General features: G+C 37.5%; 21 protein-coding genes and 5 pseudogenes. 10 read left to right on the top strand and 16 right to left on the bottom strand.

The genetic code is table 11. The features are described from left to right. The 3 genes from ABLB98_RS02550 to ABLB98_RS02540 form a co-directional block, all read right to left on the bottom strand. Positions 1 to 474 carry a hypothetical protein gene (locus ABLB98_RS02550; RefSeq protein WP_005088774.1) on the bottom strand — a complete coding sequence of 158 codons (474 nt, stop codon included), beginning with the start codon at positions 472 to 474 and terminating at the stop codon, positions 1 to 3. A gap of 96 nt (positions 475 to 570) precedes the next feature. Further along, on the bottom strand, positions 571 to 2166 hold the full coding sequence (locus tag ABLB98_RS02545) for a Tn7-like element transposition protein TnsE (RefSeq protein WP_178883239.1): 1596 nt from the start codon (positions 2164 to 2166) through the stop codon (positions 571 to 573). Further along, positions 2150 to 3619, bottom strand: coding sequence for a TnsD family Tn7-like transposition protein (locus tag ABLB98_RS02540; RefSeq protein WP_151711499.1), 1470 nt, complete (start codon positions 3617 to 3619; stop codon positions 2150 to 2152). The genes ABLB98_RS02545 and ABLB98_RS02540 overlap by 17 nt, the downstream gene beginning before the upstream one ends. 77 nt (positions 3620 to 3696) lie before the next feature. Here ABLB98_RS02540 and ABLB98_RS02535 point away from each other — a divergent pair. Both ABLB98_RS02535 and ABLB98_RS02530 read left to right on the top strand, forming a co-directional pair. Further along, a pseudogene (locus ABLB98_RS02535) lies at positions 3697 to 4664 on the top strand (IS30 family transposase). Between the two features lie 218 nt (positions 4665 to 4882). After that, positions 4883 to 5629, top strand: a complete 747-nt coding sequence (locus ABLB98_RS02530) for an IS5-like element ISAba31 family transposase (protein ID WP_087662167.1) — start codon at positions 4883 to 4885, stop codon at positions 5627 to 5629. A gap of 318 nt (positions 5630 to 5947) precedes the next feature. On the opposite strand, the gene ABLB98_RS02525 is transcribed toward ABLB98_RS02530, so the two are convergent. Together ABLB98_RS02525 and ABLB98_RS02520 are read right to left on the bottom strand one after the other, a co-directional pair. Further along, positions 5948 to 7666 carry a GMC oxidoreductase gene (locus ABLB98_RS02525; protein ID WP_061403634.1) on the bottom strand — a complete coding sequence of 573 codons (1719 nt, stop codon included), beginning with the start codon at positions 7664 to 7666 and terminating at the stop codon, positions 5948 to 5950. Positions 7667 to 7780: 114 nt separating this feature from the next. Then, positions 7781 to 9226 (bottom strand): coniferyl aldehyde dehydrogenase, encoded by a 1446-nt coding sequence (locus ABLB98_RS02520; RefSeq protein WP_061403633.1) that lies wholly within the window; start codon positions 9224 to 9226, stop codon positions 7781 to 7783. Positions 9227 to 9379: 153 nt separating this feature from the next. On the opposite strand from ABLB98_RS02520, the gene ABLB98_RS02515 reads away from it, so the two are divergent. Beyond that, the gene (locus ABLB98_RS02515; RefSeq protein ID WP_045796736.1) at positions 9380 to 10399 is read left to right on the top strand and encodes an AraC family transcriptional regulator; all 1020 of its coding nucleotides are present in this window, start codon (positions 9380 to 9382) and stop codon (positions 10397 to 10399) included. Positions 10400 to 10500: 101 nt separating this feature from the next. Here ABLB98_RS02515 and ABLB98_RS02510 read toward each other — a convergent pair whose 3' ends face one another. From ABLB98_RS02510 to ABLB98_RS02490, 5 genes and pseudogenes are all read right to left on the bottom strand, one after another. Continuing rightward, positions 10501 to 10746, bottom strand: a complete 246-nt coding sequence (locus ABLB98_RS02510) for a hypothetical protein (RefSeq protein ID WP_052690212.1) — start codon at positions 10744 to 10746, stop codon at positions 10501 to 10503. Between the two features lie 19 nt (positions 10747 to 10765). Then, positions 10766 to 11512 (bottom strand): IS5-like element ISAba31 family transposase, encoded by a 747-nt coding sequence (locus ABLB98_RS02505; RefSeq protein WP_004645384.1) that lies wholly within the window; start codon positions 11510 to 11512, stop codon positions 10766 to 10768. A 297-nt stretch (positions 11513 to 11809) separates the two neighbouring features. Then, complete coding sequence (locus ABLB98_RS02500) at positions 11810 to 13765, bottom strand: alkyl/aryl-sulfatase (protein ID WP_000693745.1); 1956 nt, start codon at positions 13763 to 13765, stop codon at positions 11810 to 11812. 54 nt (positions 13766 to 13819) lie between these two features. Beyond that, positions 13820 to 14985 (bottom strand): IS3-like element ISAba21 family transposase gene (locus tag ABLB98_RS02495; RefSeq protein ID WP_085940850.1). Its coding sequence is split into 2 segments (ribosomal slippage): positions 13820 to 14727 and positions 14727 to 14985, totalling 1167 coding nucleotides; the frame shifts between segments, so codons are not numbered across the junction. A gap of 68 nt (positions 14986 to 15053) precedes the next feature. Next, positions 15054 to 15470 (bottom strand): annotated as a pseudogene (locus ABLB98_RS02490) (type I restriction-modification system subunit M N-terminal domain-containing protein); the annotation flags it as partial. A 320-nt stretch (positions 15471 to 15790) separates the two neighbouring features. On the opposite strand from ABLB98_RS02490, the gene ABLB98_RS02485 reads away from it, so the two are divergent. Continuing rightward, entirely contained in the window at positions 15791 to 15949 is a 159-nt protein-coding gene (locus ABLB98_RS02485) for a hypothetical protein (protein WP_178883070.1), read from the top strand. Positions 15950 to 15965: 16 nt separating this feature from the next. Then, the gene (locus ABLB98_RS02480; RefSeq protein ID WP_369028921.1) at positions 15966 to 16298 is read left to right on the top strand and encodes an antitoxin Xre/MbcA/ParS toxin-binding domain-containing protein; all 333 of its coding nucleotides are present in this window, start codon (positions 15966 to 15968) and stop codon (positions 16296 to 16298) included. 576 nt (positions 16299 to 16874) lie between these two features. On the opposite strand, the pseudogene ABLB98_RS02475 reads toward ABLB98_RS02480, so the two are convergent. Beyond that, positions 16875 to 17035, bottom strand: a pseudogene (locus ABLB98_RS02475) (IS5/IS1182 family transposase); the annotation flags it as partial. A 113-nt stretch (positions 17036 to 17148) separates the two neighbouring features. Beyond that, a complete protein-coding gene (locus tag ABLB98_RS02470) occupies positions 17149 to 17637 on the bottom strand; it encodes a hypothetical protein (protein WP_004668582.1) in 489 nt (162 codons plus the stop codon). A gap of 77 nt (positions 17638 to 17714) precedes the next feature. Here ABLB98_RS02470 and ABLB98_RS02465 point away from each other — a divergent pair, with 77 nt between their 5' ends. Further along, positions 17715 to 17942: a helix-turn-helix domain-containing protein gene (locus tag ABLB98_RS02465; protein ID WP_025467336.1), complete on the top strand. Its 228-nt coding sequence runs from the start codon at positions 17715 to 17717 to the stop codon at positions 17940 to 17942. Positions 17943 to 18067: 125 nt separating this feature from the next. On the opposite strand, the pseudogene ABLB98_RS02460 reads toward ABLB98_RS02465, so the two are convergent. Then, a pseudogene (locus ABLB98_RS02460) lies at positions 18068 to 19000 on the bottom strand (IS5 family transposase). Positions 19001 to 19332: 332 nt separating this feature from the next. On the opposite strand from ABLB98_RS02460, the pseudogene thyA reads away from it, so the two are divergent. The 4 genes and pseudogenes from thyA to msrA form a co-directional block, all read left to right on the top strand. Then, positions 19333 to 19617, top strand: a pseudogene (gene thyA / locus ABLB98_RS02455) (thymidylate synthase); the annotation flags it as partial. A gap of 21 nt (positions 19618 to 19638) precedes the next feature. Beyond that, positions 19639 to 20148 carry a dihydrofolate reductase gene (locus ABLB98_RS02450; RefSeq protein WP_348882708.1) on the top strand — a complete coding sequence of 170 codons (510 nt, stop codon included), beginning with the start codon at positions 19639 to 19641 and terminating at the stop codon, positions 20146 to 20148. 20 nt (positions 20149 to 20168) lie between these two features. Further along, on the top strand, positions 20169 to 21224 hold the full coding sequence (locus tag ABLB98_RS02445; RefSeq protein WP_348882707.1) for a DUF4105 domain-containing protein: 1056 nt from the start codon (positions 20169 to 20171) through the stop codon (positions 21222 to 21224). 339 nt (positions 21225 to 21563) lie between these two features. Further along, positions 21564 to 22088, top strand: coding sequence for a peptide-methionine (S)-S-oxide reductase MsrA (gene msrA, locus ABLB98_RS02440; RefSeq protein ID WP_348882706.1), 525 nt, complete (start codon positions 21564 to 21566; stop codon positions 22086 to 22088). A gap of 49 nt (positions 22089 to 22137) precedes the next feature. Here the strand turns inward: msrA and ABLB98_RS02435 are convergent, their stop codons facing one another. The 3 genes from ABLB98_RS02435 to ABLB98_RS02425 are packed head-to-tail and all read right to left on the bottom strand — an operon-like array spanning position 22138 to position 23971. Next, positions 22138 to 22542 carry a biopolymer transporter ExbD gene (locus tag ABLB98_RS02435; RefSeq protein WP_348882705.1) on the bottom strand — a complete coding sequence of 135 codons (405 nt, stop codon included), beginning with the start codon at positions 22540 to 22542 and terminating at the stop codon, positions 22138 to 22140. A 1-nt stretch (position 22543) separates the two neighbouring features. Continuing rightward, complete coding sequence (locus ABLB98_RS02430; RefSeq protein ID WP_004958871.1) at positions 22544 to 23164, bottom strand: MotA/TolQ/ExbB proton channel family protein; 621 nt, start codon at positions 23162 to 23164, stop codon at positions 22544 to 22546. A 42-nt stretch (positions 23165 to 23206) separates the two neighbouring features. Then, entirely contained in the window at positions 23207 to 23971 is a 765-nt protein-coding gene (locus ABLB98_RS02425; protein WP_005162440.1) for an energy transducer TonB, read from the bottom strand. Between the last annotated feature and the right edge of the window lie 183 nt (positions 23972 to 24154).

Raw genomic sequence — 24154 nt, 5'->3', positions numbered from 1 at the left:
TTACACTCCCTGATTCATTAAAGAAAATTCGGCTTGAAGATCTATTACAATAATCCCTTTTTCCTGATTTGTATGTTTTTCATTCTTAAAAAAGTCTTTAAACAATTTGCCTGATGCTCTTTCTGTACAGTTGGGGAAGAGCTCTCCTCCAAATCGTGCTTTTTGGGCAGTAGTCCCATTACTTAAATCTAGAAAAATTGGATCAACAATATTAAAGTCAACCTGTTCAATGCTCCAACAAGCATCAAAATCACCAGGCATATCTTTTTCAGTGACATAGCTTCCATCAAGGTATAAATACTTACATCCTGACCGAGCGAGTAAATTAGCTGCGTTTACAAGTCCATTAAATAGATTAAGTCTATGCGGATTAAAGGCTAAGGTTTGTTTAACCTCTTGTAATGTAGCAAGATGTTCACCAGGAGGTAAAATCCGCCATGGTGCCCCACATAGTGTTTGAAAACTAGGTAGCATAATTCTTGGTTTTGTTTATTGAATGAACAAATTATAGCAAAAGTTAAAATATTTTTCCTTATCATTTGGTCTGATAAACTGATAATTTTCCTTGATTTAAAATAGATCCTTTAACACATTCATAATTCTTACAGCCCAATTATTAACAGCTTCTGAAGAGTCATTTCCTTGTGATGAAAACCGTGGATGGACAATATGAGTATGGGCATTTGCACCAAATACATCATCAAACAAATCATTTGGCCATGACAGTGATTTTGCGACTAGATGAGTCTTAATTTTATCTAAATAAATCTTCCAATCATCGGTTGTCAGGTAGATTAACTTAGTTGATATACTTTTTACCCCATCTGATGTATCTAATTCAATGAGAAGAAAGTCATCACTTCTATAGCAAAGGTGAACAAACTTAATGGTTCGTAGTTTATCTTTACTGATTCTATGACACTCGGAACGCCCAACTTTCGTAAGCTCATGGGTAAGTGATTCATATAGCACACATTGATGTGTAGATTGAAGCACTTGTATCATCGAGTTGAAATCATGATAGCGTTGGGCATATTTCTGATCATAATTTGTGTAGTCCTTTTTCCCTCCTACATCTGCCGCAGGTAAATCGCCTGCACTATTTGCCTCGTCTGTACTCGCTAAATGACCAGAAGCCGATTCATCATTTTCAGCATCCGTGCTTTTCTGTCCTGTTATTTTGGTTTTCCCTTTCTTGTTGATGGTCAATGGTTTTTTGAAACTCACCCATGACTCATTACCATCCAAAATACGAACTCCGTGCTCTATGGACGCTGTCGTACCATCTTCAATTGTAGGGTCAAGCGTACTACTATATTCGGGTTTGTAGCCTTGTTCCGATTGTTGTCCTTCCGTCTTGATTTGAGTGAAAGATGGGTGATCAAAACTAATGTCAGTAGGAATATCAGTATCGATTTCTATGCCAACAATTTCTTCAACAAGAAAAGCATCTTGTGACCTATTATATCTTCCTCGAAAATGGAGTGTCCAACCGTCCATTGAGGGTGGATCAAATTGAAAAATCCATTTCTTCCATCCATCCTTATCAATCAGTTGAGTATTAAAATAACGACAAATGCTTTCAAATGACTGTTTGGCATTAGGATCAAGTAGTAACCAGGCTAATAGACATTGGGTTCCCTTTTGATTTACAAGTTTTAAAGGCATTGTATTTTCTAAAAAGACAATTACTGTTTCCTCATTATCTTGGCATATTGCAAATTCATTTTGAATGGTCGTTGTACTGAGGCTTGCCCGACAAAAATAAGAGTTAATGAGAAAAAGTGTTCTTGCAAGCTCAAACTGTGGTAGATGAATAGTGACCTGATTGGGTCCTTCTATAATGAAACTAGTTTGTATTCCCTCAAAATATGTAAGATTTGAATCCGTTGATAATTCATCAAAATCTTTTAAAAGAGAGGGGGTTAGAAAATTCTGATCAGACAAAGTAATCACTAGATTCGGTTTAGATAATTGTCTTTCGCTACAGTTTAGTTTTTTGCCACGAATTAACATGGCTGCATTGCTAAAGTTAGTAAATTTCTTTTCTTGTTTTGGTGAGCATTGTAGGTTAATACTCCAGATTTTTGATTTTGAACCTTTGAATAGGCCGCCAATATGTGTAACTGTTACATTATGATCAAAATGATTAATTTTTACCGTCATGAGTATTGAAAAATCCAGATAGTTTTAGAATTCTTGCTGCATCAGGGGTGATTCTTTCTTTGCTAAGTCCTGCCAAGCGGAAAACTCGCCATAAGTGCAACGGTTGAAAATCTGAAGATAAGATTTTAACAGCTACACAGACTCTGCGTAGCTGGTATTCAGTAATACTTTCAACATACTTTACCAAAAAGCATCTAACCAATGGGAGCTTAGAGAGGTTATGCTCTATGCTTGAATGTTGTGGTAATTGCATAAGATACCAGTTTCTAGAACGTCTAGGTGTAGGACTCAGATCATCTTTGAATTGGTGAGCAAGTCGCAATAGTACTTTTGCATATTCTCGATCACGATTATGCCAGTCTACACGAGTGTTAAGAGGCGAACGTACTACTTGATGTTTGGAATTATATTGTTGAAGCCATTTATAATCATGGCGATATAACCACGCATAGATGGCACCTCCATTGCTTATGGAGCGACTCACCTTAATACCATTCTTTCTAACAAGCTGCTGCCACTTTTTACGGTATTCTGCACACTTTACAATATCTAAGTCATTTTCAATAGTTGTTGTTTTTACTATGAAAACTGGCTGAATATGTTGAGCATGATGAAAAATATTTTCTAATTTCTCTCGTGAAAGAAAAGTTTGCCAAACAAGTAAATGTTCAAAGAAACTAAAGCTTTTTCGGTGCTTACGGAATATATTTTTTAACCAAGAATTTTCCTCATTTTGATGACAAAGTAGATTTTTAGCTTGAAGATATTCTTGACCCCAATATTGTAAGAACAGTTCTAAAATTTGATCGTGTTTTATATGTTGCCCACGTGCATACCCAGAGTCTTGTGCCAATCCATAATAGAAGTGAGTCCATTGGTCAAAAGATATTGATGGATATGAGAAAAGATTCAGTAATTGCTGTATTGGTGCTGATATGATGAGGTCTTGAGAAAAGACTGAGCCAACTGATTCTATTGAAAAATGTGATTCTATGAATGGCTGAAAATGATGTCTGGAATCTGATGGTTTTTCTTTATAAATAGATAAGGATGAACCATGTTCTATACATATCGGTAGATTGGGTATGAACCAGTCTCTTTTCCAAAAAGCTTCACCATATTTTATTAGCTGAATTTCAATACATTTTGGACAAGCCTGAAAGTTCTGAACGGCTTTAATTCTAGATGCAGCAACGCCTAACATTGTATGCAGAGCCCCATTAGTTTTTCCGTGCATTAGCTCAATGGCTTTATCACGTATATTCTTTGGAACGAATGGGGCGTAGAGGGAAAATAAAGTATGTTGCCTTATTAGGTTATCAGTTGAATATTGTTTTGTATTCCTTAGCAGATATGCAATATTTGTGATATGGCTAGGTAGATCCAGCGTGGCGATTACATATCGATTCCCAAATACTGGGCAGAGTAAAACTTGAAGTGCGACATAAACCACCTAATTAATTTAAAGGGTTTATGGAGTATATAAAATTGTCATACCATCATCTTAACTTTGAAGATCGTACTGCATTAATGCTTGAGTCAAGAAAAGAAGGCTTTTCAGCCAGAAAATTTGCTGAACTTATTAAAAGACATCCTAGTACGATCTATCGTGAGCTTAAAAGAAATAGCATCAATGACGTTTATCAAGCTCGATATGCTTCTGATAACACTTTTGCTAGACGTAGACGTGGTCACAGAAAACTCAAAATCGATTCAATCCTCTGGAAATTTATTGTTGAAGCGATCCGTTGTTTATGGTCTCCTCAGCAAATAGCAAAGCGTTTAAAGACATTTCCTGATTTGGATCAAACAATGAATGTAAGCCATACAACGATTTATTCAACGATACGAGCATTACCCAAGGGTGAGTTGAAAAAAGACTTATTATCCTGTCTACGTCATGAAAATAAAAAGCGAAAAGCTAACGGTGAACCTAAAAAAGATTCTATATTACAGGATATTAAAACTATTCATGAGCGCCCAGCCGAAGTTCAAGAAAGAAAAATACCGGGTCATTGGGAAGCTGATTTAATTAAAGGTAAAGACAATAAAAGTTCGATAGCAACACTTATTGAACGAAATACACGGCTCTGTATCTTGGCAACATTACCTGATGCAAAGGCAGAATCAGTGCGCAAGGCTTTAACTGAAGCTCTGAAATATTTACCTGCAGAACTGCGTAAAACGTTGACCTATGACCGTGGACGCGAGATGGCAGAACATAAAATACTTGAAGAAGATTTAGGCATAGATGTATATTTCTGTGACCCACATTCACCCTGGCAAAAAGGCACATGCGAAAATATGAATGGTTTAATTAGGCAATATTTACCTAAAGGATTGATTTAAATCAGGCAGATCAGCATTATTTAAATCAAGTTGCCATGTCACTGAATACTCGTCCTAGAAAAGCGTTAGATTGGCTTACACCATTAGAGAAATTTGCTCAGCTTGTTGATTATCATAAGACTTTTCAAACTGTCGCACCTCATGTTTGAATTCGCCCTAATATAAAAGCTTATTTTCAATAAAAAACACATCATAATACCCCCTTGCCTTTTAACCACAAAAATATTGAAGTTATTATTTAGAAGCAATTAATAGAAAAATAAACAAATCTTTTTTAAACAAGCTACTAGGGTGTGTTGACACTTTTAGCTTAAAAAAATAGCGAAGTAGTAAAATCAAATCGCCAAACCCAATTTTACTATTCGCTATGCCTCGTACCATGCTGACAGATCAACACTGGCAAAAGTTGAAAGTTATTCTGCGTAATTTATCCATTCACCACAACTCAAATTTACGCAATTTTATTGAAGCTATTCTCTATAGAATTAGAACAGGCTGTCCGTGGCGAGATATTCCTTCTTGTTTTGGTCATTCAAACTCTATTTTCAAACGTTTTAATCGTTGGTCAAGCAGCGGTAAGTTACTTAGATTATTCAAATTGCTAGCCTCATGCCCCGATATGGAGTGGATTTTTATTGATGGCTCTCATGTACGTGCTCATCAACATTCTGCCGGCATAGCGAATCAATCTATTTCTAAAAGTGTAGGAGGAAACTCCTCAAAAATACATTTGATTGTTGATGCACATGGCAATCCTATTGATTTCATAATTACCGATGGGACCACACATGATGTTAAAGTTGCACCTGATTTAATATCAACATTAGATTTAAAAGAGACAAAAGTGGTATGCGCAGATAAAGGCTATGATTCAGAACCACTGCGTGAACAGATCAGGAAAACAGGGACTAAAGCGAATATACCAAAGAAAACGAATAGCCAATCTAACAATGACCATATGGACTGGTATTTATATAAAATCAGGCATTTAGTTGAAAATATGTTTTGTAGATTAAAGCAATTTAGAGGAATAGCTACTCGATATGACAAGCTCAAAAGAAATTATCAAAGTTCTGTTGCTTTAGCCTGTATATTTTTATGGCTACCTTTATAGGGTTAATTATGAACAGTAAATGTCAACAGACCCTAGTCATATTTTATAACAAGAAAAAATAAACCATGGCTTTTGGGTTTATGAATAGACTCAATAATGCCCCCCAATTACTCATTGATCGGTAAAAAAGGTAAGACAGCTTTTCGCTCTCTTCTTAGCTTAGGAATTTCTGAATTATAGCCCATAAAATCAGCAACGCCCTCTAACGCTGTCATACAGCGTTAGAGGGATAATGATCTCAAGATTGTATTGCTTGGGCTGTCTAATTTGCCGTATTAGACACCATCACCATCACCAGCCCAAACCATATCCACTTTTTTAAGCATTGCTTAATGCACTGGCTAAATCACCAGTACCCTTCAAGTCAGACACCTGTCCCTCCAAAGGCTGACTAAATTCAATACGCTGAATCTTTGCTGCCCGCTCTGCGGAGAACACTGGGATTTGACTCATCGCAAATTCAGACAGTGCGGTAATGGTTAGTGAGGGATTCACACCTAAATTCCCAGGTACAATCGAACCATCTAATACGCGTAAATTTTGATAACCAAAGACTTGACCAGTGAAGTCCACAACGCCATTCGACTTGTCATTGCCCATCGCGACACCACTCATAATATGTGCTGTCGTTGGCGTTCCCAGTAGAATTTCAGTAAGTGCAGAACCAGGTTCTCCACCTAACTTTTGTGCAATCATTTTAGTGGCTTCTTCAGCCGCAGGGAATGAAACGGTGAGTGGCGTGTCCCCTTCTTTTTGCACAGCAGTGATACTATTTTTGAACAGTCGATACCACTTTCTACGCCATTCAAAATGAATGAATGCTTCAGACTTTTGCATCACCAATAAAATGATAGAGTCTTTGGCTTTACCCTTATAACGCAGTACTTTAAAGGTTTTTAAGGGATGTAACAGTGTATTGAACACAAACTTCATAAAGCGCATAAAGCCCTGACCAGTCACCATAGGCACGTATGGAATATAAATCCATGAAGCATCCGCACCTTCAGGGAAACGTGTGACCTCGATATTGGTATCTGCATCGACTGAAATAAAGGAGCTGATAGCCACACCATCATCCAGTTTTTTACCAGTATTGTTCACTGTGGTCAGGGTTTCCGAGTTCGTCCGAACTTCCTGTCCCAGCAATGAAGAAATATTGGGTAAAGTTTTATGCTGATCACGCATTTTTAACAACATCGGTACCGTACCCATTACACCCGCAGATAACACCACCCCACGACTGCGCAAACTATACTGACGAACATTCTTTCCTAAAGTTTCTTTGACTATTACTTCGTAACCTGCGCTACCATCTTCATTCAGTGGTGTAATTTTCACCACTTCAGAACTTGGACGAATTTCAACGCCATTACGCTCAGAAAAATACAGGTAATTTTTCATCAGGGTATTTTTGGCATTATTACGACAGCCCAACATACAAGCGCCACAATAAATACAGGAGTTACGATCTGGCCCCTCTCCATTGAAATACGGATCTTTCGCTAATTGTCCTTCTTGACCAGCTACTTGCGAAAAGAAGACCCCCGTATTCACCGTTTTAAATGAATTTGCATATCCAATTTCACTCGCAACTTCTTTTAACGTTTCGTCTGCAATATTGGTATAAGTATTATTCGCTGTACCCAACATACGTTGAGCGAGACCATAAAACGGCTTTAAGGTTTCTTTCCAGTCTTTACGAATCTTGGTCCATGCCTCAGACTCAAAAACAGCATCAGGTGGAATTAAATGTACATTGGCATAAATTTGTGAGCCCCCACCGACGCCCACCCCATGCAAAATGGTGGTTTTACTGGTGAAAGTAAATTGCATCGTACCTCTGAATCCCAGTTCAGGCCGCCACAAATAGTTTTTGGTGTCTAAATTTGTAGTTGGAAAATCCTTGTCTTCACGGCGTAATCCTTTCTCCAAAATCAGGACTTTATAGCCCTTTTCACTAAGGCGTAAAGCACTGACCGATCCACCAAAGCCTGAGCCAATCACGATTTGATCAAAATCAAAATCTTTATTATTCATCCTATTAACTCCTTTAAAAGTTTTATTTTTCTGTTTTTAAATACACTAATTCCTTCACTTCAAAATATCCATCTTGAAGTGAAAAGTGATGTTGAGGTTTTTAAATTTAAGCGCTTATGACTTCATCCGAATCAATAAATTCAACAGCCAATTGGCAAATTTTCCGTAAGGCGGCGCGAGAAACTTCAAGCTCGAAAAACCCGCCTGATAAAACACAGGACGCATTTTGGAAAAAGTCAAAAAGCCTTCATAGCCATGATAATGCCCCATCCCGCTGGCACCGACCCCACCAAATGGCAAGTCATGCTGCCCGACATGAAATAAGGCATCATTGACCGAAACCCCGCCCGACATAACTCGGCTGATATAAAATTCGACTGAGCTTTTATTATTGCTAAATGGATAAAAGGCCAATGGACGATCACGCTGCACAATATAGTCCACTACCTCTTCAGGCTTCTGGTAGGTTTTGACCATCAAGATCGGACCAAAGGTTTCACGCGTATCAATTTCCATCTCATCATTGCTGTTCAACACCAAAGTCAGTGGAAATTTTCGTGTCGCAGCATCTGGCTCTTGCTGATTTAAATTAATCAAACTTGCCCCTTTGGCTTCAGCATCTGCCAAGCTATGCACTAAGCGCTGAAATGCGCGCTCATCAATCACAGAAGTATAATCTTTGCTATGAATATCAGGCACATGTTCCTGAACCCACGCTGCCGCGGCTTGAATAAATGCTTGTAACTTCGACTCATGCACAAATAAATAATCGACATTGGTACAAATTTGTCCCGCATTAAACTGTTTCACAAACATAATGCGTTCTACAGCTTTATCGATGGGGTATTCAGGGTCAATCACCGCAGGAGATTTACCACCCAGCTCCAAAGTCACTGGCGTCAAGTTTGGTGCAGCAGCAGCCATGACTTTACGCCCTGTCGCACCAGAGCCAGTAAACATCAGGTGGTCAAACGGCAATTTTGAAAATGCGATGCCTACTTCACCCGTCTCATCGAAAATCTGTAATTTTTCCGCTTTAAAGTATTTGGGGCTTAACTCCATCAGCAATTCGGCCAAATGTCTTGAATTTTCAGACATTTTAACCATAGCGGTATTTCCCGCAGCAAACACGGCCGACAACTGTGAAAACATCAAATTGATGGGGAAATTCCACGGCACAATAATTCCAATCACGCCCAGTGGCTGAGGAATCACACGGTTCTTCGCACCAAAATACAGGCTATGATCGACATGTCGTTTTTGTACTTTCGTCCATTGCTTCAAATGTTTGATGCTGCCGTTAATGTCATCCGTGACAGTAATAATTTCTGCCAATAAGGTTTCATGGCGTGAACGATTTCCATAATCACGATTCAAGGCGTCAATAATTGCTTCACGGTGATTGTTAATCAATGCTTTTAAATTCAGTAAATGTTGCTTGCGTTGTTCAATCGTTTCAATGCCTTGCTGATGAAAGCTTTTGCGCTGTAATTGAAAACAATCGTGCAATGTCTGTTCTATCACTGTTTGCTCGATATGAGACTGAACCGTAAGTTGCATATGCTTTTCCTTTCACGGCTAAAAATGGTGATTCAATACTTCTTTTCTATGTTGGTTGAGATAATCTCTTATCCTACTTTAACAAATGACTTGAATTATGCTTGACTTTTTAGGACACTAAATTGATCTTTTAGGACAACACGGAATGTTGTAATGGGAAGTTATATTCGTGCAGCCAGCCTCGGCGGTTTTGAAGACTTAGTCCGTAGTTATGGCATAAACCCTATAGGAATCTTGAAAGAGATCGGGATTTTACCTGCTTTACTCCGCGATCCAGATTCATTTATTCATTATGATCATTATTTAAATTTATTGGAAAAAGCGGCCTTAGCCTGTCAGGATGACTGCTTCGGTTTAAAACTCGGCGCACTCCAAAATATTAGCACAATCGGTTTGATTGGCGTCTATATGTCCCGACAAACGAGCATACTTGAAGCCTTAAGCGTGGCGCAAAAGTATGTCTATTTACATGCTGAAGGCGTTGTCTTTCACGTCTCGCAACATAATGCTCTGTTCTGTAAGCTGAACTTTGTGCGTTTAAGTGAATACAACACCGATGTACCACAAAAATCACAACTGGCCATTTGCCTTGTCGCGAATATTTTAAAAGATTTGATTGGCCCACAGTGGCATGCAGAAAAAATTTGCTTCAAGCAAAAAGCACCACAAAAAGGAGCTCAAACTTTCCAAGCACATTTTTCCTGTCCAGTGGAATTTGAAACCGATGAGGATGCGCTTTATTTTCCCGCAAGCTTTTTAAGCTATAAACCCTATAATTTTAATGAAGATGCCATTAATCAACTAATCGTACAGCAGCTTGAAACACAAAGCAGCACCAAAACTGAAGACAATACCGCACTGATAGAGAGTTCAGTCCGCATGCTGATGGCGACAGGAGACTGCAGCATTGAAAATATCGCACTCTGTATGGGAATGCATCCGAAAAAGCTTCAGCGCGCTTTAAAAATGCAAGGAACAACCTATCGAGATATACTCGAAAATGTCCGAAAAAAAGAAGCGCTTCGTATGCTTGATGCAGGCAATGTGAATTTGACAGATATTGCTCTACAGTTGGGCTATGCAGAATTATCTATTTTCAGTCGCAACTTTAAAAGCTGGTTTGGCGTTCCTCCAACCGAGTTAAGAGACAAAAGTCGAAGCCATATTGTATGACTTCTGGTTTTGCTACTTCGTTAAATAAAAAGTACCCAACGAATTCAAGCATATAGTTTAAATCCATTGAATGTCACTCTAATCAATACAGACTCAATTGATTATTTCGGGAAAACAAAGGATGCGACCAAACGTGCCCCCCAACCTTTCGGGCTGCCGTCAGTATCATCAACCCAATATCGAGCACCACCGCCCACACTAATGGCCTGACCATTTAGGCGAATCACTTTGGTCACAGTCAAGTTGACAGGAACTGTGGCTTCTTCTGCATTCCAGTCATATGTCGTTTCAGTATTCAATGCCACCGTCGTACTATTTGGATAAGTGTAACTAGGGTCTGTTGACATTTACTGTTCATAATTAACCCTATAAAGGTAGCCATAAAAATATACAGGCTAAAGCAACAGAACTTTGATAATTTCTTTTGAGCTTGTCATATCGAGTAGCTATTCCTCTAAATTGCTTTAATCTACAAAACATATTTTCAACTAAATGCCTGATTTTATATAAATACCAGTCCATATGGTCATTGTTCGATTGGCTATTTGTTTTCTTTGGTATATTCGCTTTAGTCCCTGTTTTCCTGATCTGTTCACGCAGTGGTTCTGAATCATAGCCTTTATCTGCACATACCACTTTTGTCTCTTTTAAATCTAATGTTGATATTAAATCAGGTGCAACTTTAACATCATGTGTGGTTCCATCGGTAATCATGAAATCAATAGGATTGCCATGTGCATCAACAATCAAATGTATTTTTGAGGAGTTTCCTCCTACACTTTTAGAAATAGATTGATTCGCTATGCCGGCAGAATGTTGATGAGCACGTACATGAGAGCCATCAATAAAAATCCACTCCATATCGGGGCATGAGGCTAGTAATTTGAATAATCTAAGTAACTTACCGCTGCTTGACCAACGATTAAAACGTTTGAAAATAGAGTTTGAATGACCAAAACAACAAGGAATATCTCGCCACGGACAGCCTGTTCTAATTCTATAGAGAATAGCTTCAATAAAATTGCGTAAATTTGAGTTGTGGTGAATGGATAAATTACGCAGAATAACTTTCAACTTTTGCCAGTGTTGATCTGTCAGCATGGTACGAGGCATAGCGAATAGTAAAATTGGGTTCGGCGATTTGATTTTACTACTTCGCTATTTTTTTAAGCTAAAAGTGTCAACACACCCTAATAAAAATATCTCCATCGAAAATAAAGTATAAAAATTCAAAAACCATTTAATAAAGTATCAATAGAGTTAAAATACATATAGCTTACTTTTAATTTTAAAGAGGAATACAAGAAATAATTTCTTGTATTCCTGTTATAAGATTGGGAGAACCAAGTTGATAATTTCACCCATTTCTTTGGATCTATTAATTTAAGTTTCGACTTTACTTATTTGAGCTTAGCCATTTGGTCGAGTCACAATCGGGAAAATTGAATCTGGACGTTTAAACATTGCAAAGAATTTTCCAATTTTCAGTGGATTACCTTTGACTTTACTGTCTTTAGAAAGCAGGACTTTTACCCCTTCTATTTGACCTGTAATCATTTTTAGATATAAGGGCTTGGTTAAGGTTAATGTAGGGCAATCCAATGCCAAATCTTTACTTTCATCATAACGCTTAAACTGCATGACTGAGTTTTCAACCCATAATGAAAAATGCTCTTTGGTATCCGACAAAACCAGATTGATACACTGGTTTTCATTTTTTAAATTTTCCACATCTAAATTTGTCGCCATAGCTTCAAGAAATCTTTCAGTTGGTGTATGAATCAATAAATCACTCGGATCAGAAGTATTTTGTAGGGGTACATTATTTTGTAGCTCTTGAGCGCCCACCAAAAAGAAATTACGCCAAGTTGAAGCCTCAGCAGCATAGCCCAATTGACGATAAGTATTCGCCAATAAGTCTTTTGCTTGTTGGTTTTGAGGGTTATTCAACACAATATGTTTTAAAATCTCGGCAGCCCATCTATAGTCAGCTTGAGCGTAGGCATCCCGCGCATTTTTCAATGCATTGTTCTCCCCACCTGCTAACTCAATATATTTTTTTGCAACAGCTTTAGGGGGTAATGGATCTAAATTGGAAGGATGGGCATCGAACCATCCCATATAATATTGGTATACTGCTTTTACATTATGTTTTAGGGTTCCATAATAGCCATGAGCATATAGTTTTTGATCAAGTGCCGCTGGAAGCTTAATTTTTTCGGCAATTTCAGCGCCATTAAAACCAGAGTTCATATATCTCACCGTCTGATCATGCGTGAACTTATAAACATCTCGCTGGGTTTTAATAAAATCTTGAATATTGTCATTGCCCCAGACAGGCCAATGATGCTGTGCAATCAATACATCGGATGCTTTGGCATGCTGCATTGCTTGGTCTAGATAGCCCACCCATTTTAAGGCATCACGGACTTTAGCACCCCGAAGGGTATAAAGATTATGCATGGTATGAGATAGAATTTCTGCGCCGTTATAAAGTTTCAATGATGGGATAGAGAACGTTAATTCTGCTGGTGCTTCTGAACCCGGCACGTTATAAAACACAAAATCCAAGCCATCAACCGTCATTTTCTGTTCTGGTTGAGTGATCAGTTGTGTAGGCTCAAGGATGCCCATTTTTCCCACAGCAACAGCCTTACCTAAACCTGTATCCACCAATCCTTCCGCATTTTTAGGTAGAAAAGTTCCATACATATAAGTCGCACGACGTATCATGGCTGAACCTGCCATCACATTTTCACTGGTCGCTTCTTCCATAAAGCCTTTTGGCGCAATAATTGGAGTTTTTCTAGCGTTAATTTCTTCGCTAGAAAGAACGCCTAATGCACCACCAAAATGATCGATATGGCTATGGGTAAAGATAATGGCTGAAATTTTTTGCTCACCTAAATGCTGTCTAGCAAATTTAAGTGCTGCTTCAGCCGTTTCTTTAGAGGTTAATGTATCCACAATAATCCAGCCAGTATCACCCTGAATGATGGTCATATTTGCCAAATCAAAACCACGAATTTGCCAAACTCGATCTGTTACTTTAAATAGCCCAACATTGTTGTTTAATTTTGCTTGTCGCCATAGAGTGGGATTAACGGTATTTGGTGCTTGATCTTGTAAAAAACTAAATGCATCAAAATCCCAGATAACATTGCCTTTCTCACTTTTAATTTGACCTGTTGGCTTGGCAATAAAGCCCTTTTGAGCCTGATTAAACTCAGTCATATCCTCTAAGTTATACTTCGCCTTATATGTATTATTTGATTCAATGACCGCTTTTTCTACTACAGTATTTGCTGCAAAAACAGAAAATGGCAGAATAAGCATCAATGAAACTGTTAAAAACTTAATTTTCATCTTCTTTCCTTTTGATATGTGCTGAATTAGCAGGAGACTTTCACTTGGGATATGCTAGGCAGCTAACCGATAAAAGTTCTCTGCTATTTGATTTGGCGTTTTAAAATCCAAACTCTTTTGAATTCTTCGCTGATTATAAAATAACACAATGTATTTTGTAATATCTGCTTTAGCTTCATCTCTGGTTTTATAGTTGCAATGATGCACTAATTCATTCTTGAGTATGCCCCAGAAACTTTCAATCGGTGCATTATCGTAACAGTCCCCACGTTTGCTCATTGAACCTTGAAAATCACATTTTTCCAGTATCTTTCGATATTCATGGCTGCAATATTGGCTGCCTCTGTCCGAATGAACAATTAAGCCTTTCGTTGGTTTTTGATTACGAATCGCCATAGTCAGTGCATTGCAAACAAGTTGTGCGGTCATACGCTCATTTAAGCTATAGCCAACCACTTGTTTCGTGTACAGGTCTTTTACTGCTGCCAAGTATAACCAACCTTCAGCAGTCCAAATGTATGTAATATCGCTTGACCATGCAAGATTGGGCTTAGTCATTGAAAACTGTTGCTCTAGTAAATTTGCGTAGATCGCTCGATTATGATCACTCTTCGTAGTTCTTTTGAAACGCTTATGACGCTTACAATACAGCTGGTTGAGCTTTTTTATTTGACGTACAGCATACGTACTGATTTTGATACCTTGCGCTTGTAAATGCTTAGTTAATCGAATATAGCCATAGCTTTGTTTAGTTTCCTCATGAGCTATTTTGACCAAAATTGTCTGTTGATTTCGCTGAACCAATCTTTTATTCATGCCTCGTTTTAGCCAATCATAAAATCGTGACACTGAAACGTGAAGTAATCTAGCCATAAAGCTAATCGGGAATAAATGTCTTTGCTGTTTCATATAGGCGTACCTTACTGACTTTCTTTCGCAAAGTACGCTGCTGCCTTTTTTAGAAATTCACGTTCCATTTCAGCTGTTTTGAGCTGTTGTTTGAGCTTTTTATTTTCTTCGAGTAAGGCATTTAGATCAGGTGAATATTGTTTAGTGCCTGCTAAGGTGCCAGTCTTTGCTTTATTATTCCAATTTGAAAGAGTTTGCATTGAAATGCCAAGTTGTCTGGCTGTTTCCGATACATTGCCTTGATTGGCTTCAATCAATTTTATTGCTTCAACTTTAAATTCTGCGGTGTAAGTCTTCTGTTTCTTGCTCATGGTAAACTCCTGATGAGTGTCTATAGTTTACCAAGTTAAAACCTCCTGTTTTCTCAGCACACATCATTGTCATCCATTGGCACATCAGCAACCAAATCTACAACTTTGGTTAAAAGGGCAGGTGTAGGAATGGTAAAACGAGCATCCTTCATGTGATGGCTGTAGGTGGTTTCGTCTTCTGCACCTAAGTTTTTAATGAAAGGAAAGACTTCATTGGCAACGGTGTTATATAAAGTTGCAGCATCACCCAAAGTCACAAACTTCGACCAACGAAGATGATCTTGTTCAGGCGTAAAAATTGGATGTTCTACAGCAGTTTTTAAGCGGTTAGCTTTCTTTTCTTTGGTGATCTGAATTTCATCGAGTCGGCGAATAAACAGCAAATAAGTCATTTGCTCCATGACTTCTAAAGGATTGGAAATACCACCACTCCAAAATGCGTTCCAAATCTGGTCAATTTTGCTTTTAATTTCGCCTGTAATCACGTAGATGACTCTCAAATTTCTTTGAGAGTATTGTGGTGGATTTGCAGGGGAAAAGCTATAAGACCAAAAGCACAACGTCATCTTATGTCGTAGCAACTACTGTAAGAACTGTTTAATTTTTAGACCGTTTGTTTAGATGTAGGAATAATTTAATTAAGGGCTGTTGACATTTAACGTTTAAAATTAAAAATAGCTTTATGATGAAGATTATTATACAAAACAAAAATACGAATTTTAAAATAATGTGGCTAGATTGATGTCTACTCTCCTGTTTCTGGGTATTAGGAAGTGGAGGACACGATGAGAGTGAGGAAATATCTATGGATATTAAACCAATTAGAAATGATGATGATCTTACGAATGTTTTTATTCGCTTAGAAAGCATCTTTCAGGCAGATGAAGGTACGCCTGAAGCTGAGGAAATGGAAATTTTAGTTAATCTTATTGAAGCTTATGAAGACAGATATTTCCCAATCTAATGTAGAGCCTAAGGTGGTGTTAGCAAAATCATTGCCTAACACTGCGGATCAGCTCGGCCTGAAAGAGGCACAGCTTGCATCTATCATTGGGGTGAATTGTGACTTTATCAGTAATTTAAAAGCCAATCCTGAACTAGACCCTGCAACTAAACAAGGAGAACTAGCAATATTGCTCATTGAAATTTATCGTGCAGTATATGTCCTTAGTGGTAGAGATTCAGAATGGATTCATTACTTCATGAATTCCTATAATGATGCGACTAAAGGAGTTCCAATTGAGCAGATTCAGACCATCAGTGGTTTGAACAAAGTACTAAATTTTGTTGACTCAGTTCGAGCGAAAATGTGATTTTTGCAAAGAGATTATGTGTATTAGAATTTAGTTCTATTTGTAATAAGTTTTAGTACTGAAAAATGGAGGTTACGCTAATTGCATATTCTTGTTTGCACGATAACAGTACTAGTTCTTCCTTTTTCAAATTTAATACCATAACGATTAAAAAAATTTAATCTTATCTCTAAGCAACAAAACAGGATAATTAAAAACTCTTTTTATGATTTTTGACCAATCTAAATTATATGTTATGTAGTGAATGTTAAGAAACTCTGTGAGATGCAGTACGGTTGAACGTCTTAAATACTTTACGACTGAAAATCGTAAACCTCGTTCACCTTCAATGAGTCGAGTTGTGCCAATGCAATTCGGAGATGATGAAGCCTCAAAGTGTGTTGTGATGCATGCCGTTAATCATGTAATAAGTCAGCACAAAGATGAACTTATTAAACTTGTCTACAAATGAGTTAAATTAACTCGCATCAATAAAGATCAACTTCAAATATTCACCACCACAAAACAACCTAAACATTTCAAATACTTACAACCTAAAATCCATCGACTAAATTTCTTAAAAATAGAGTGCGGCTAACCAAAAAATAAGGTAAATCATGTCAAGGACATCCAGTTCTAATCCGATAAAGGATAGCTTCGATAAACAACCATAAATTATATTTGAGATAAATACCGAAATTGGAGAGAATCGATTTCAACTTAGACAATTTTTGATCTTTGAGAATTGTACGAGGTATAGCGTGGAGTGAATCTAGTTTGTCAATTGAATTCTAATTTCTCGCTATTTTTTGCAGAGTATTTGCAAACAGACCCTACTGAATTTGGATGTGATTTCAAATAAGCACTCATGTTATATATGAGCACTTATCTTATTAAGAACACTGATTTCAGACTCTAGCTTCTTAAGCTGTTGTTCACTATTTTTTTTAAATACAATAAGAGTATCTCTTAACAGTGGAAATTCTTTTATATATTGATCAAAAAACTGAATTTCTAACTGTGTCTTCTCCATCGTTACTTTCAAAATGTTGAGCTTTTTCTCAAATTCAATTTGAAAATCAAATTTTATACCCTTATTCAATAAATATGCGTTAAGTTCTGACGTTGTATAATTTGATGAATATTCATAACTTTGATTTTTACGACGAATAATTGTAATCAAATTAATTTTAGCTAAGCTTCTGATTATATTATAGGTTCTCTGGTAACCGTGATAGCCACAAAATTCAGGATACTCACTCGTAAAACCATCAAATATTGTTTTAAACTCACTATTTAAAAAATTGTGACTTGATAAAAACTTGATTAAACAATAATTAAGTTTATGATTTTTAGGCATAAAAAACTCAGCGTCTTACTTACAAATAAAATATCCCATTTTGGTATATTTATTGAAATAGTACACCATTTTGAGCTATGAGCTCAATACACGATCCTAGGTATAGGAAAATTATTACAGAATTGATTAAACTGCGTGAATATAAAAATATGACGCAGGTACAACTAGCCTTGTCCTTAAACAAGCCACAGTCCTATATTGCTAAAGTTGAAAACTGTGAGAGAAGATTAGACTTTATTGAGCTACATGATTGGTTAATGCATTTAGATGAAAATATTACAACTTTTCTAACTCATAAATTATAGATTTTTTACATAGTAATGTACGGGAAGTTATAATTACATGAGGCATTGTTACATAAAATTCTAAAGATAGAGGGCTTTATTGCACAAAGGTTTGAAAAATAGAGCTCCCCTAATTGAGCTAAAATTCAAGTGACAACTTGGGTATGAGGTCGGCCTAATTCTGTAAATTTATTTAGCACGGCTATACGTGCATGGATTTCATTGACTTGACTAGGAAAACTCCTTGCTGTTAATTTATCGCCTAATAATTTGATGCAATGCATTTTGGTTTCCACTACACTTCGACGATGATAACCAGACCATTTTTTCCAAAGAGATCTACCTAGTCGTTTGACTGTTTTTAATAATTCATTCCTCTCTAAAGATCTCAATTTCTTATCTTTCCAAGGCTTTGCATTCTTCCTAGGTGGAATGACTGCATGTGCATCTCGATCTAAAATGACTTGTCGGCAGTGCTTTGTGTCATAAGCACCATCTGTATAGACTGAATCAATTCGTTCATCAGGTGGGATTTGATCAAGTAAATCTTCGAGTACTTGTGAATCACTGACATTATTTGTGGTAAGTTGTACTGCACGTATTTGAAGGGTTTCAGCATCTATAGCAATATGGAGCTTACGCCATTGGCGACGATATTCAGATCCATGTTTCTTGCGTTTCCATTCACCTTCACCTAGAAATTTCAAGCCTGTAGAGTCCACGAGTAGATGCAGTCCATCGCTACTTTTTTGGTAGCTAATTGTAATATCAATATGTTTTTGTCTTCTACAAAGCGTGGTGTAATCTGGCGCTGTCCAATGTCATCCGCAAAGTTTAATCAGACTTTGCACAAAGCCAGTGACCATACGTAAAGACAGGCGGAATAAGGATTTAATCATTAAGCAGCATTGGATGGCTACGTCGGAGTAGGTTTGATTTCGTCCTTGTTTGCCTTTTGATGGAGCATACCATTGCGTAGCAGGATCAAACCAAATGGAAATATTTCCACGATTAATGAGTGCTCGGTTATATGAAGACCAATTGGTTGTACGATAAATTTTAGGTGTAGGCTTCTTCATTTGAAAATTATATTGTGGAATCAGCCTTTAGACATAGGTTTGTGCAACAAAGTCAAGATAGAGCATTTCTTGGTTACTCAAGTTTAAGTGACAACTTGGCTATGAGATTCAATTTTTTGAATTAAAGGATGGCTAAAAGCATTAACTATATCTATAATTAATTTTCTAGGAAAAACTTATTTAATTACACTTAGATGAGTAGTTGGTTCTAATTAACCGTTCTAGAATATACTTGGGCTTACCAAATGTGCAAAATAAATAATGCACAGTTATAATTTGATGGTAAAACCCTTATTGGAAAGCATATTGTGCAAAAATTCAGGGGCATAAATTTCCTAGGTGTGCCATTTAATATGGCCAGCTATGCCCTTCTTACACATATGATTGCTCAAGTTTGCGGCTTAGGTGTAGGTGACTTTGTTTGGACAGGCGGTGATACTCATTTATATGCTAATCACTTTGAGCAAGCACAATTACAGCTTAGCCGTGAGCCGCTACCCTTATGTCAATTAAAACTCAATCCCGGAATTACTGATATTTTTGACTTCAAATTTGAGGATATCGAAATTATTGGTTATGAGTCACACCCTGCTATTAAAGCACCCGTCGCAGTTTAAATCGATCAGAGAGAATATAAAATGGCATGGCAAGGTATAGAAGTTGTCCACGTAGTCGCAATGGATAAAAACAACTGTATTGGCAAGGGCAATGCTTTACCGTGGCATATCCCAGCTGATCTTAAACACTTTAAAGCGATTACCCAAAGCGGTGTTGTCCTGATGGGGCGTAAAACCTTAGAGTCAATGGGACGCGCACTTCCAAATCGTGTGAATTGGGTCATCACGCGTGATGTTGAATGGCAATTTGAGGGCGTTAAAGTAGCACATAGCATTGAAGATGCTTTGACACATGCACTTACAGACGTACAACACGCTGAAAAAGCATCTTTATTTATTATTGGGGGTGGAGAGATTTTTACTCAAACCCTCGCAATTGCTGATCGTCTTGAATTAACCCATGTTGATCTAGATGTACAAGGTGATGCACATTACCCAAAAATCTCTGAGGATTTTCGCAAAGTAAACTCAGAACAACACATTGATGAAAAATCAAATATTGCTTTCGAGTTTGCGACCTACCAAAAATAAAAAATGGATCGCGCGTCATCATGCATAATATTGGATCACGTGAGTTTTTACTGGCGCTAGGCATTGGGCTATTACACAGTTTTTTTGCCTTATTTGTGATCCTCTCAAGTATTTGGTTATGTCTGGCATTCTGGATTCAACATCCTTTTGGAACAATCTTTAGCCGAATCATTATCATTCTTTGGGCACTATTTGCACTCAGCCTACTTGGTGTTTATGTCAGTGGGCATATTTTTAGTCGCCGTACTGATATTTTAATTTACTGTGTTGCCTTCGCCTGTTCACTGGTCTGGTATTTTTCATTAGAGGCTCGACAAGATCGTGACTGGAATCCTGAAGTCGCTGAGCAGCTTACTTACCAAAAGCAAGGCAATCTAGTACAGTTGCATAATGTGCGTAATTTTAATTGGCATAAAGACGGCACTTATGACATTCGCTGGGAAAATCGTACAATTGACCTAGATAAAATTACAGGCGTTAATGTCATCACATCCTACTGGATGGGACCCCAAATCGCGCATACGCTAGTGAGTTTCGATTTCTCAGATCAAAAACCTTTGGTTTTTTCTATCGAGATTCGCAAAGAAAAAGGAGAAGAATTTTCCGCGATTGGTGGCTTCTTCCGTAAATATGAACTCAGTTTAGTGGCTTCTGATGAAAAAGATCTGATTTATACGCGAAGTAATATTCGTCATGAACAAGTTTATTTATTTCCAATAAGAATGCCTCAGACTGAACGTAAAGCGCTATTTATCGAATATCTACATAAAGCAGATGAGTTACGTGCTGAAGCAAAATGGTACAACACGCTCACAAGTAACTGTACAACGCTCGTTTTTGACATGATCCAAGCGATCAACCCACAAACTTTACCTAAAGATTATCGTTTACTGGCTTCAGGCTATTTACCCAATTATCTTTTTGATCTACAAGCACTTAATCAAAATTATAGTATGAAAGAATGGTATCAATTGGCATGGATCAATACACGTGCTGAAAAATATGAACAACAACCAGATCAATCCAGTGAATATTTTTCGAGAATCATTCGACATGGATTACCAAAAGAAAATTAGTCCATTTCGCTTTTTAACAAAACAATACTGAATCTCCTTCTATAGTCCATTTTGATTGATTTAAATCAATCAAGATGTATGCATTCACTTGATGATCGCGAATCCACAATCATCCTCACAAATTATTGCAAGATCGTGGATAGAAATGCCACATCATGAATACATAGGAAAAATATGCTCGGGCTTAGGTGAATTTTTATGAAATTTATAAGGGATACTGAATCAGTTATTTGATTTTGTGACCTAAAAAGCTAAATCTCTGATTGATGATGGGCTTTTACTTTTCATTGACTTCGTATACTTTATTAGTATTCTTAGAATTAAAAATTGGGAAAATTTATGCAACAAGCATTATTCGGTGGAGGTTGCTTTTGGTGTGTAGAAGCTGTTTTTCTACAACTAAAAGGCGTCGAAAAAGTTGTGAGTGGTTATGCTGGTGGTATCGTTCACAACCCAAGTTATGATCAAGTTTGCCAAGGTAATACTCAACATGCGGAAGTTGTACTGATTGACTTTGATGAACAGCAAATCAGTTATAGTGATTTATTAAATGTATTTTTTGCCACACATGATCCAACAACATTAAATCGTCAAGGGAATGATATTGGTACGCAATATCGCTCTGTCATCTATTATTTTAATGATGATCAAAAAGCACAAGCGCAGCAAATGATTGAAAACCTAATCAGTGAGGGTTTAAATATTGTTACAGAGCTAAGCCCCGTGCCAACGTTCTACCCAGCTGAAGATTATCATCAAAATTTTTATGCGCGCAATCCTTCACAAGGTTACTGCAATTTTAGCATTCCCCCAAAGCTCTCTAAACTACGCTGTAAGTTTACTGAGCTTCTTAAAACAGAATAGACATAAAAAAAGCAACTCGATGAGTTGCTTTTTTAAATCCTAAATCATTTTAATTTTCACTGACAAAGGCAATATCACTCAAACCTGCTTCACTAGCACGCGACATCACCTGAGCAACCGTATCATATTTCGACTCTTTATCTGCACGCAGTTGAACCGTAGGTTTTTGTTCAGCCTGCCCCGCTTCTTGGAAGCGCTTTTCTAGCTCTTCTAAACTTATTATCTGAGCATCCCAAGCAACTTCGCCATTTTGATTAATGCTAATGGTGATGGCTTTCGGCAGTGGATCAATAATTTCAGCCGTGGTTTTTGGCAAGCTTAATGGAATTGATGGGTTAGCAACCGTTGCTGTGACTAAGAAAATAATCATCAATACCAACATAATGTCGATCAGAGGAATGAGATTCATCTCATTCATACCACTGTCGTGGTCTTCACCCAATTGGAAACCCATTTTAAGCTTGACCTCCAACTAAACTTTGTTGAGTCGCTTTAGCTTCGGTTTTCGTCGTGCTTTCTTGTTGCAACATCGTATCGATCAATAAACTATGTGCCTGATCTTGTAAGTCATGTGCTAAACCACGATTGAAACGTACACAGATGTTATAAGCAAGTACCGCAGGAATTGCAACTGCAAGACCAAGACCCGTCATAATCAATGCCTCACCCACTGGTGTTGCTACTTGAGCTAAACCTGCTTGACCGCTCTTACCGACAGCAACAAGCGCGTGGAAGATTCCCCAGACTGTACCAAACAAACCAACGAATGGTGCGATCGAAGCAATGGTACCCAATACAGATACGCCCTTTTCCGCTTGAGACTTTTCAGCAGAAATTTGACGCAACAATGCTTGCTCAGCAACCGCTTTACGTTGTTCAAACGTCAATGGTTGTAGTTTAGATTTGAGCGACGTCAAAGCTTGAGCAAGTTGAGCATAAGCCTGTTGTTTTAATTGGCGAGTTCCCATTAAACGTAGAATAAAAATCGTCCACGTTGCAATCGACATTGCTAAAAGGATGAAATACAGAGTTTTACTTACTGCATCTGCATGTTGCCAATAAACTGAAAAGTTCATATACGAACTCCTGATTTAATCTGTCACTAGGACGCAAATTTATTAAGGATTAAATTCAAACGGTTGCTCTGTTTTGATTGGATAAGCAATACCATTTTCCATATACGGTTTAAACTTTGAACTTCTAACAGCGCGTAAAGCCTTTTCATCAAGACTCGGTAAACCACTACTACGAGTAATTCGAGCATTGGTTACTTTACCTTTTTCATCTGCCTCGATATAGATCGTAATTAAGCGTGTCTGATTTTCTAAATCTTTCGGAGTAAATGATACTCTTGGAGATCTACTCCATTGAATACCTGTCCCCCCTATAGAAACTCGTTTTGGTGAAGAATCAGCAGCTGGCTGTGCTTTAGGCGCCTCTGGTTGTACAACAGGCTGTGGTTTTTCCACTGGCTTTTCTGTCACAGTTGTACTAACAACCTTCGTTTCAACTTTGGATTCGACTTTAGGTTCAGTCTTTTGCACTATTTTTTTTGGTGTTTCTGCTTTGACCTGTTGTACTTTTTCAACTTTTTTCGGTGGTGGAGGTAAAGGCTTATCAATCACTTTTACTTCTTTCACTTCCTTTTTAGGTTCAGGTTTTGGCTTTTCTTTCGGCTTAGGTGGTTCTGGTTTAGGTGGTTCCGTAATTTTAACAAACTTAACCTTGAGTGGCTTTTTCTCAATTGGTTTTAACTCAATTGGCTTCATGTGGCTAACTGCCCACAGAACTCCTGCATGTCCAATCACAACTGCTACAAGTGCAGTGATGATCTTCTTTTTCATCGAGTGTGGCATATTCAATATCGCAGGAGATTGACTCATAAGAATCTAAGTACCTAATAGATGGTGAAATCTTTACAAAGTGAAAAACGATTTCAGTCATCGGATAGAACAATTAAAGTGGCGCAATAATAAATGAGAAGTGTTTTCATTTGCAACTATTTTTTTGTGAACATCTTTTAATTGATTGATCAATTTACATTTATTAAAATAAAATGTTATAAC

Source organism: Acinetobacter yuyunsongii (genome assembly GCF_041021915.1).
In the GTDB taxonomy this organism is placed as follows: domain Bacteria; phylum Pseudomonadota; class Gammaproteobacteria; order Pseudomonadales; family Moraxellaceae; genus Acinetobacter.
This window is presented reverse-complemented; position numbering and strand designations above follow the sequence as displayed.

Bases quoted from the DNA above. Each gene is read 5' to 3' on its own strand.
- ABLB98_RS02545 (WP_178883239.1), bottom strand. From the start codon at position 2,166: ATGACGGTAAAAATTAATCATTTTGATCATAATGTAACAGTTACACAT.
- ABLB98_RS02430 (WP_004958871.1), bottom strand. From the start codon at position 23,164: ATGAACTTTTCAGTTTATTGGCAACATGCAGATGCAGTAAGTAAAACT.
- ABLB98_RS02485 (WP_178883070.1), top strand. From the start codon at position 15,791: ATGGATATTAAACCAATTAGAAATGATGATGATCTTACGAATGTTTTT.
- ABLB98_RS02425 (WP_005162440.1), bottom strand. From the start codon at position 23,971: ATGAGTCAATCTCCTGCGATATTGAATATGCCACACTCGATGAAAAAG.
- ABLB98_RS02525 (WP_061403634.1), bottom strand. From the start codon at position 7,666: ATGAATAATAAAGATTTTGATTTTGATCAAATCGTGATTGGCTCAGGC.
- ABLB98_RS02435 (WP_348882705.1), bottom strand. From the start codon at position 22,542: ATGGGTTTCCAATTGGGTGAAGACCACGACAGTGGTATGAATGAGATG.
- msrA (WP_348882706.1), top strand. From the start codon at position 21,564: ATGCAACAAGCATTATTCGGTGGAGGTTGCTTTTGGTGTGTAGAAGCT.
- ABLB98_RS02550 (WP_005088774.1), bottom strand. From the start codon at position 474: ATGCTACCTAGTTTTCAAACACTATGTGGGGCACCATGGCGGATTTTA.
- ABLB98_RS02515 (WP_045796736.1), top strand. From the start codon at position 9,380: ATGGGAAGTTATATTCGTGCAGCCAGCCTCGGCGGTTTTGAAGACTTA.
- ABLB98_RS02520 (WP_061403633.1), bottom strand. From the start codon at position 9,226: ATGCAACTTACGGTTCAGTCTCATATCGAGCAAACAGTGATAGAACAG.
- ABLB98_RS02530 (WP_087662167.1), top strand. From the start codon at position 4,883: ATGCCTCGTACCATGCTGACAGATCAACACTGGCAAAAGTTGAAAGTT.
- ABLB98_RS02470 (WP_004668582.1), bottom strand. From the start codon at position 17,637: ATGCCTAAAAATCATAAACTTAATTATTGTTTAATCAAGTTTTTATCA.
- ABLB98_RS02505 (WP_004645384.1), bottom strand. From the start codon at position 11,512: ATGCCTCGTACCATGCTGACAGATCAACACTGGCAAAAGTTGAAAGTT.
- ABLB98_RS02450 (WP_348882708.1), top strand. From the start codon at position 19,639: ATGGCATGGCAAGGTATAGAAGTTGTCCACGTAGTCGCAATGGATAAA.
- ABLB98_RS02445 (WP_348882707.1), top strand. From the start codon at position 20,169: ATGCATAATATTGGATCACGTGAGTTTTTACTGGCGCTAGGCATTGGG.
- ABLB98_RS02465 (WP_025467336.1), top strand. From the start codon at position 17,715: ATGAGCTCAATACACGATCCTAGGTATAGGAAAATTATTACAGAATTG.
- ABLB98_RS02510 (WP_052690212.1), bottom strand. From the start codon at position 10,746: ATGTCAACAGACCCTAGTTACACTTATCCAAATAGTACGACGGTGGCA.
- ABLB98_RS02500 (WP_000693745.1), bottom strand. From the start codon at position 13,765: ATGAAAATTAAGTTTTTAACAGTTTCATTGATGCTTATTCTGCCATTT.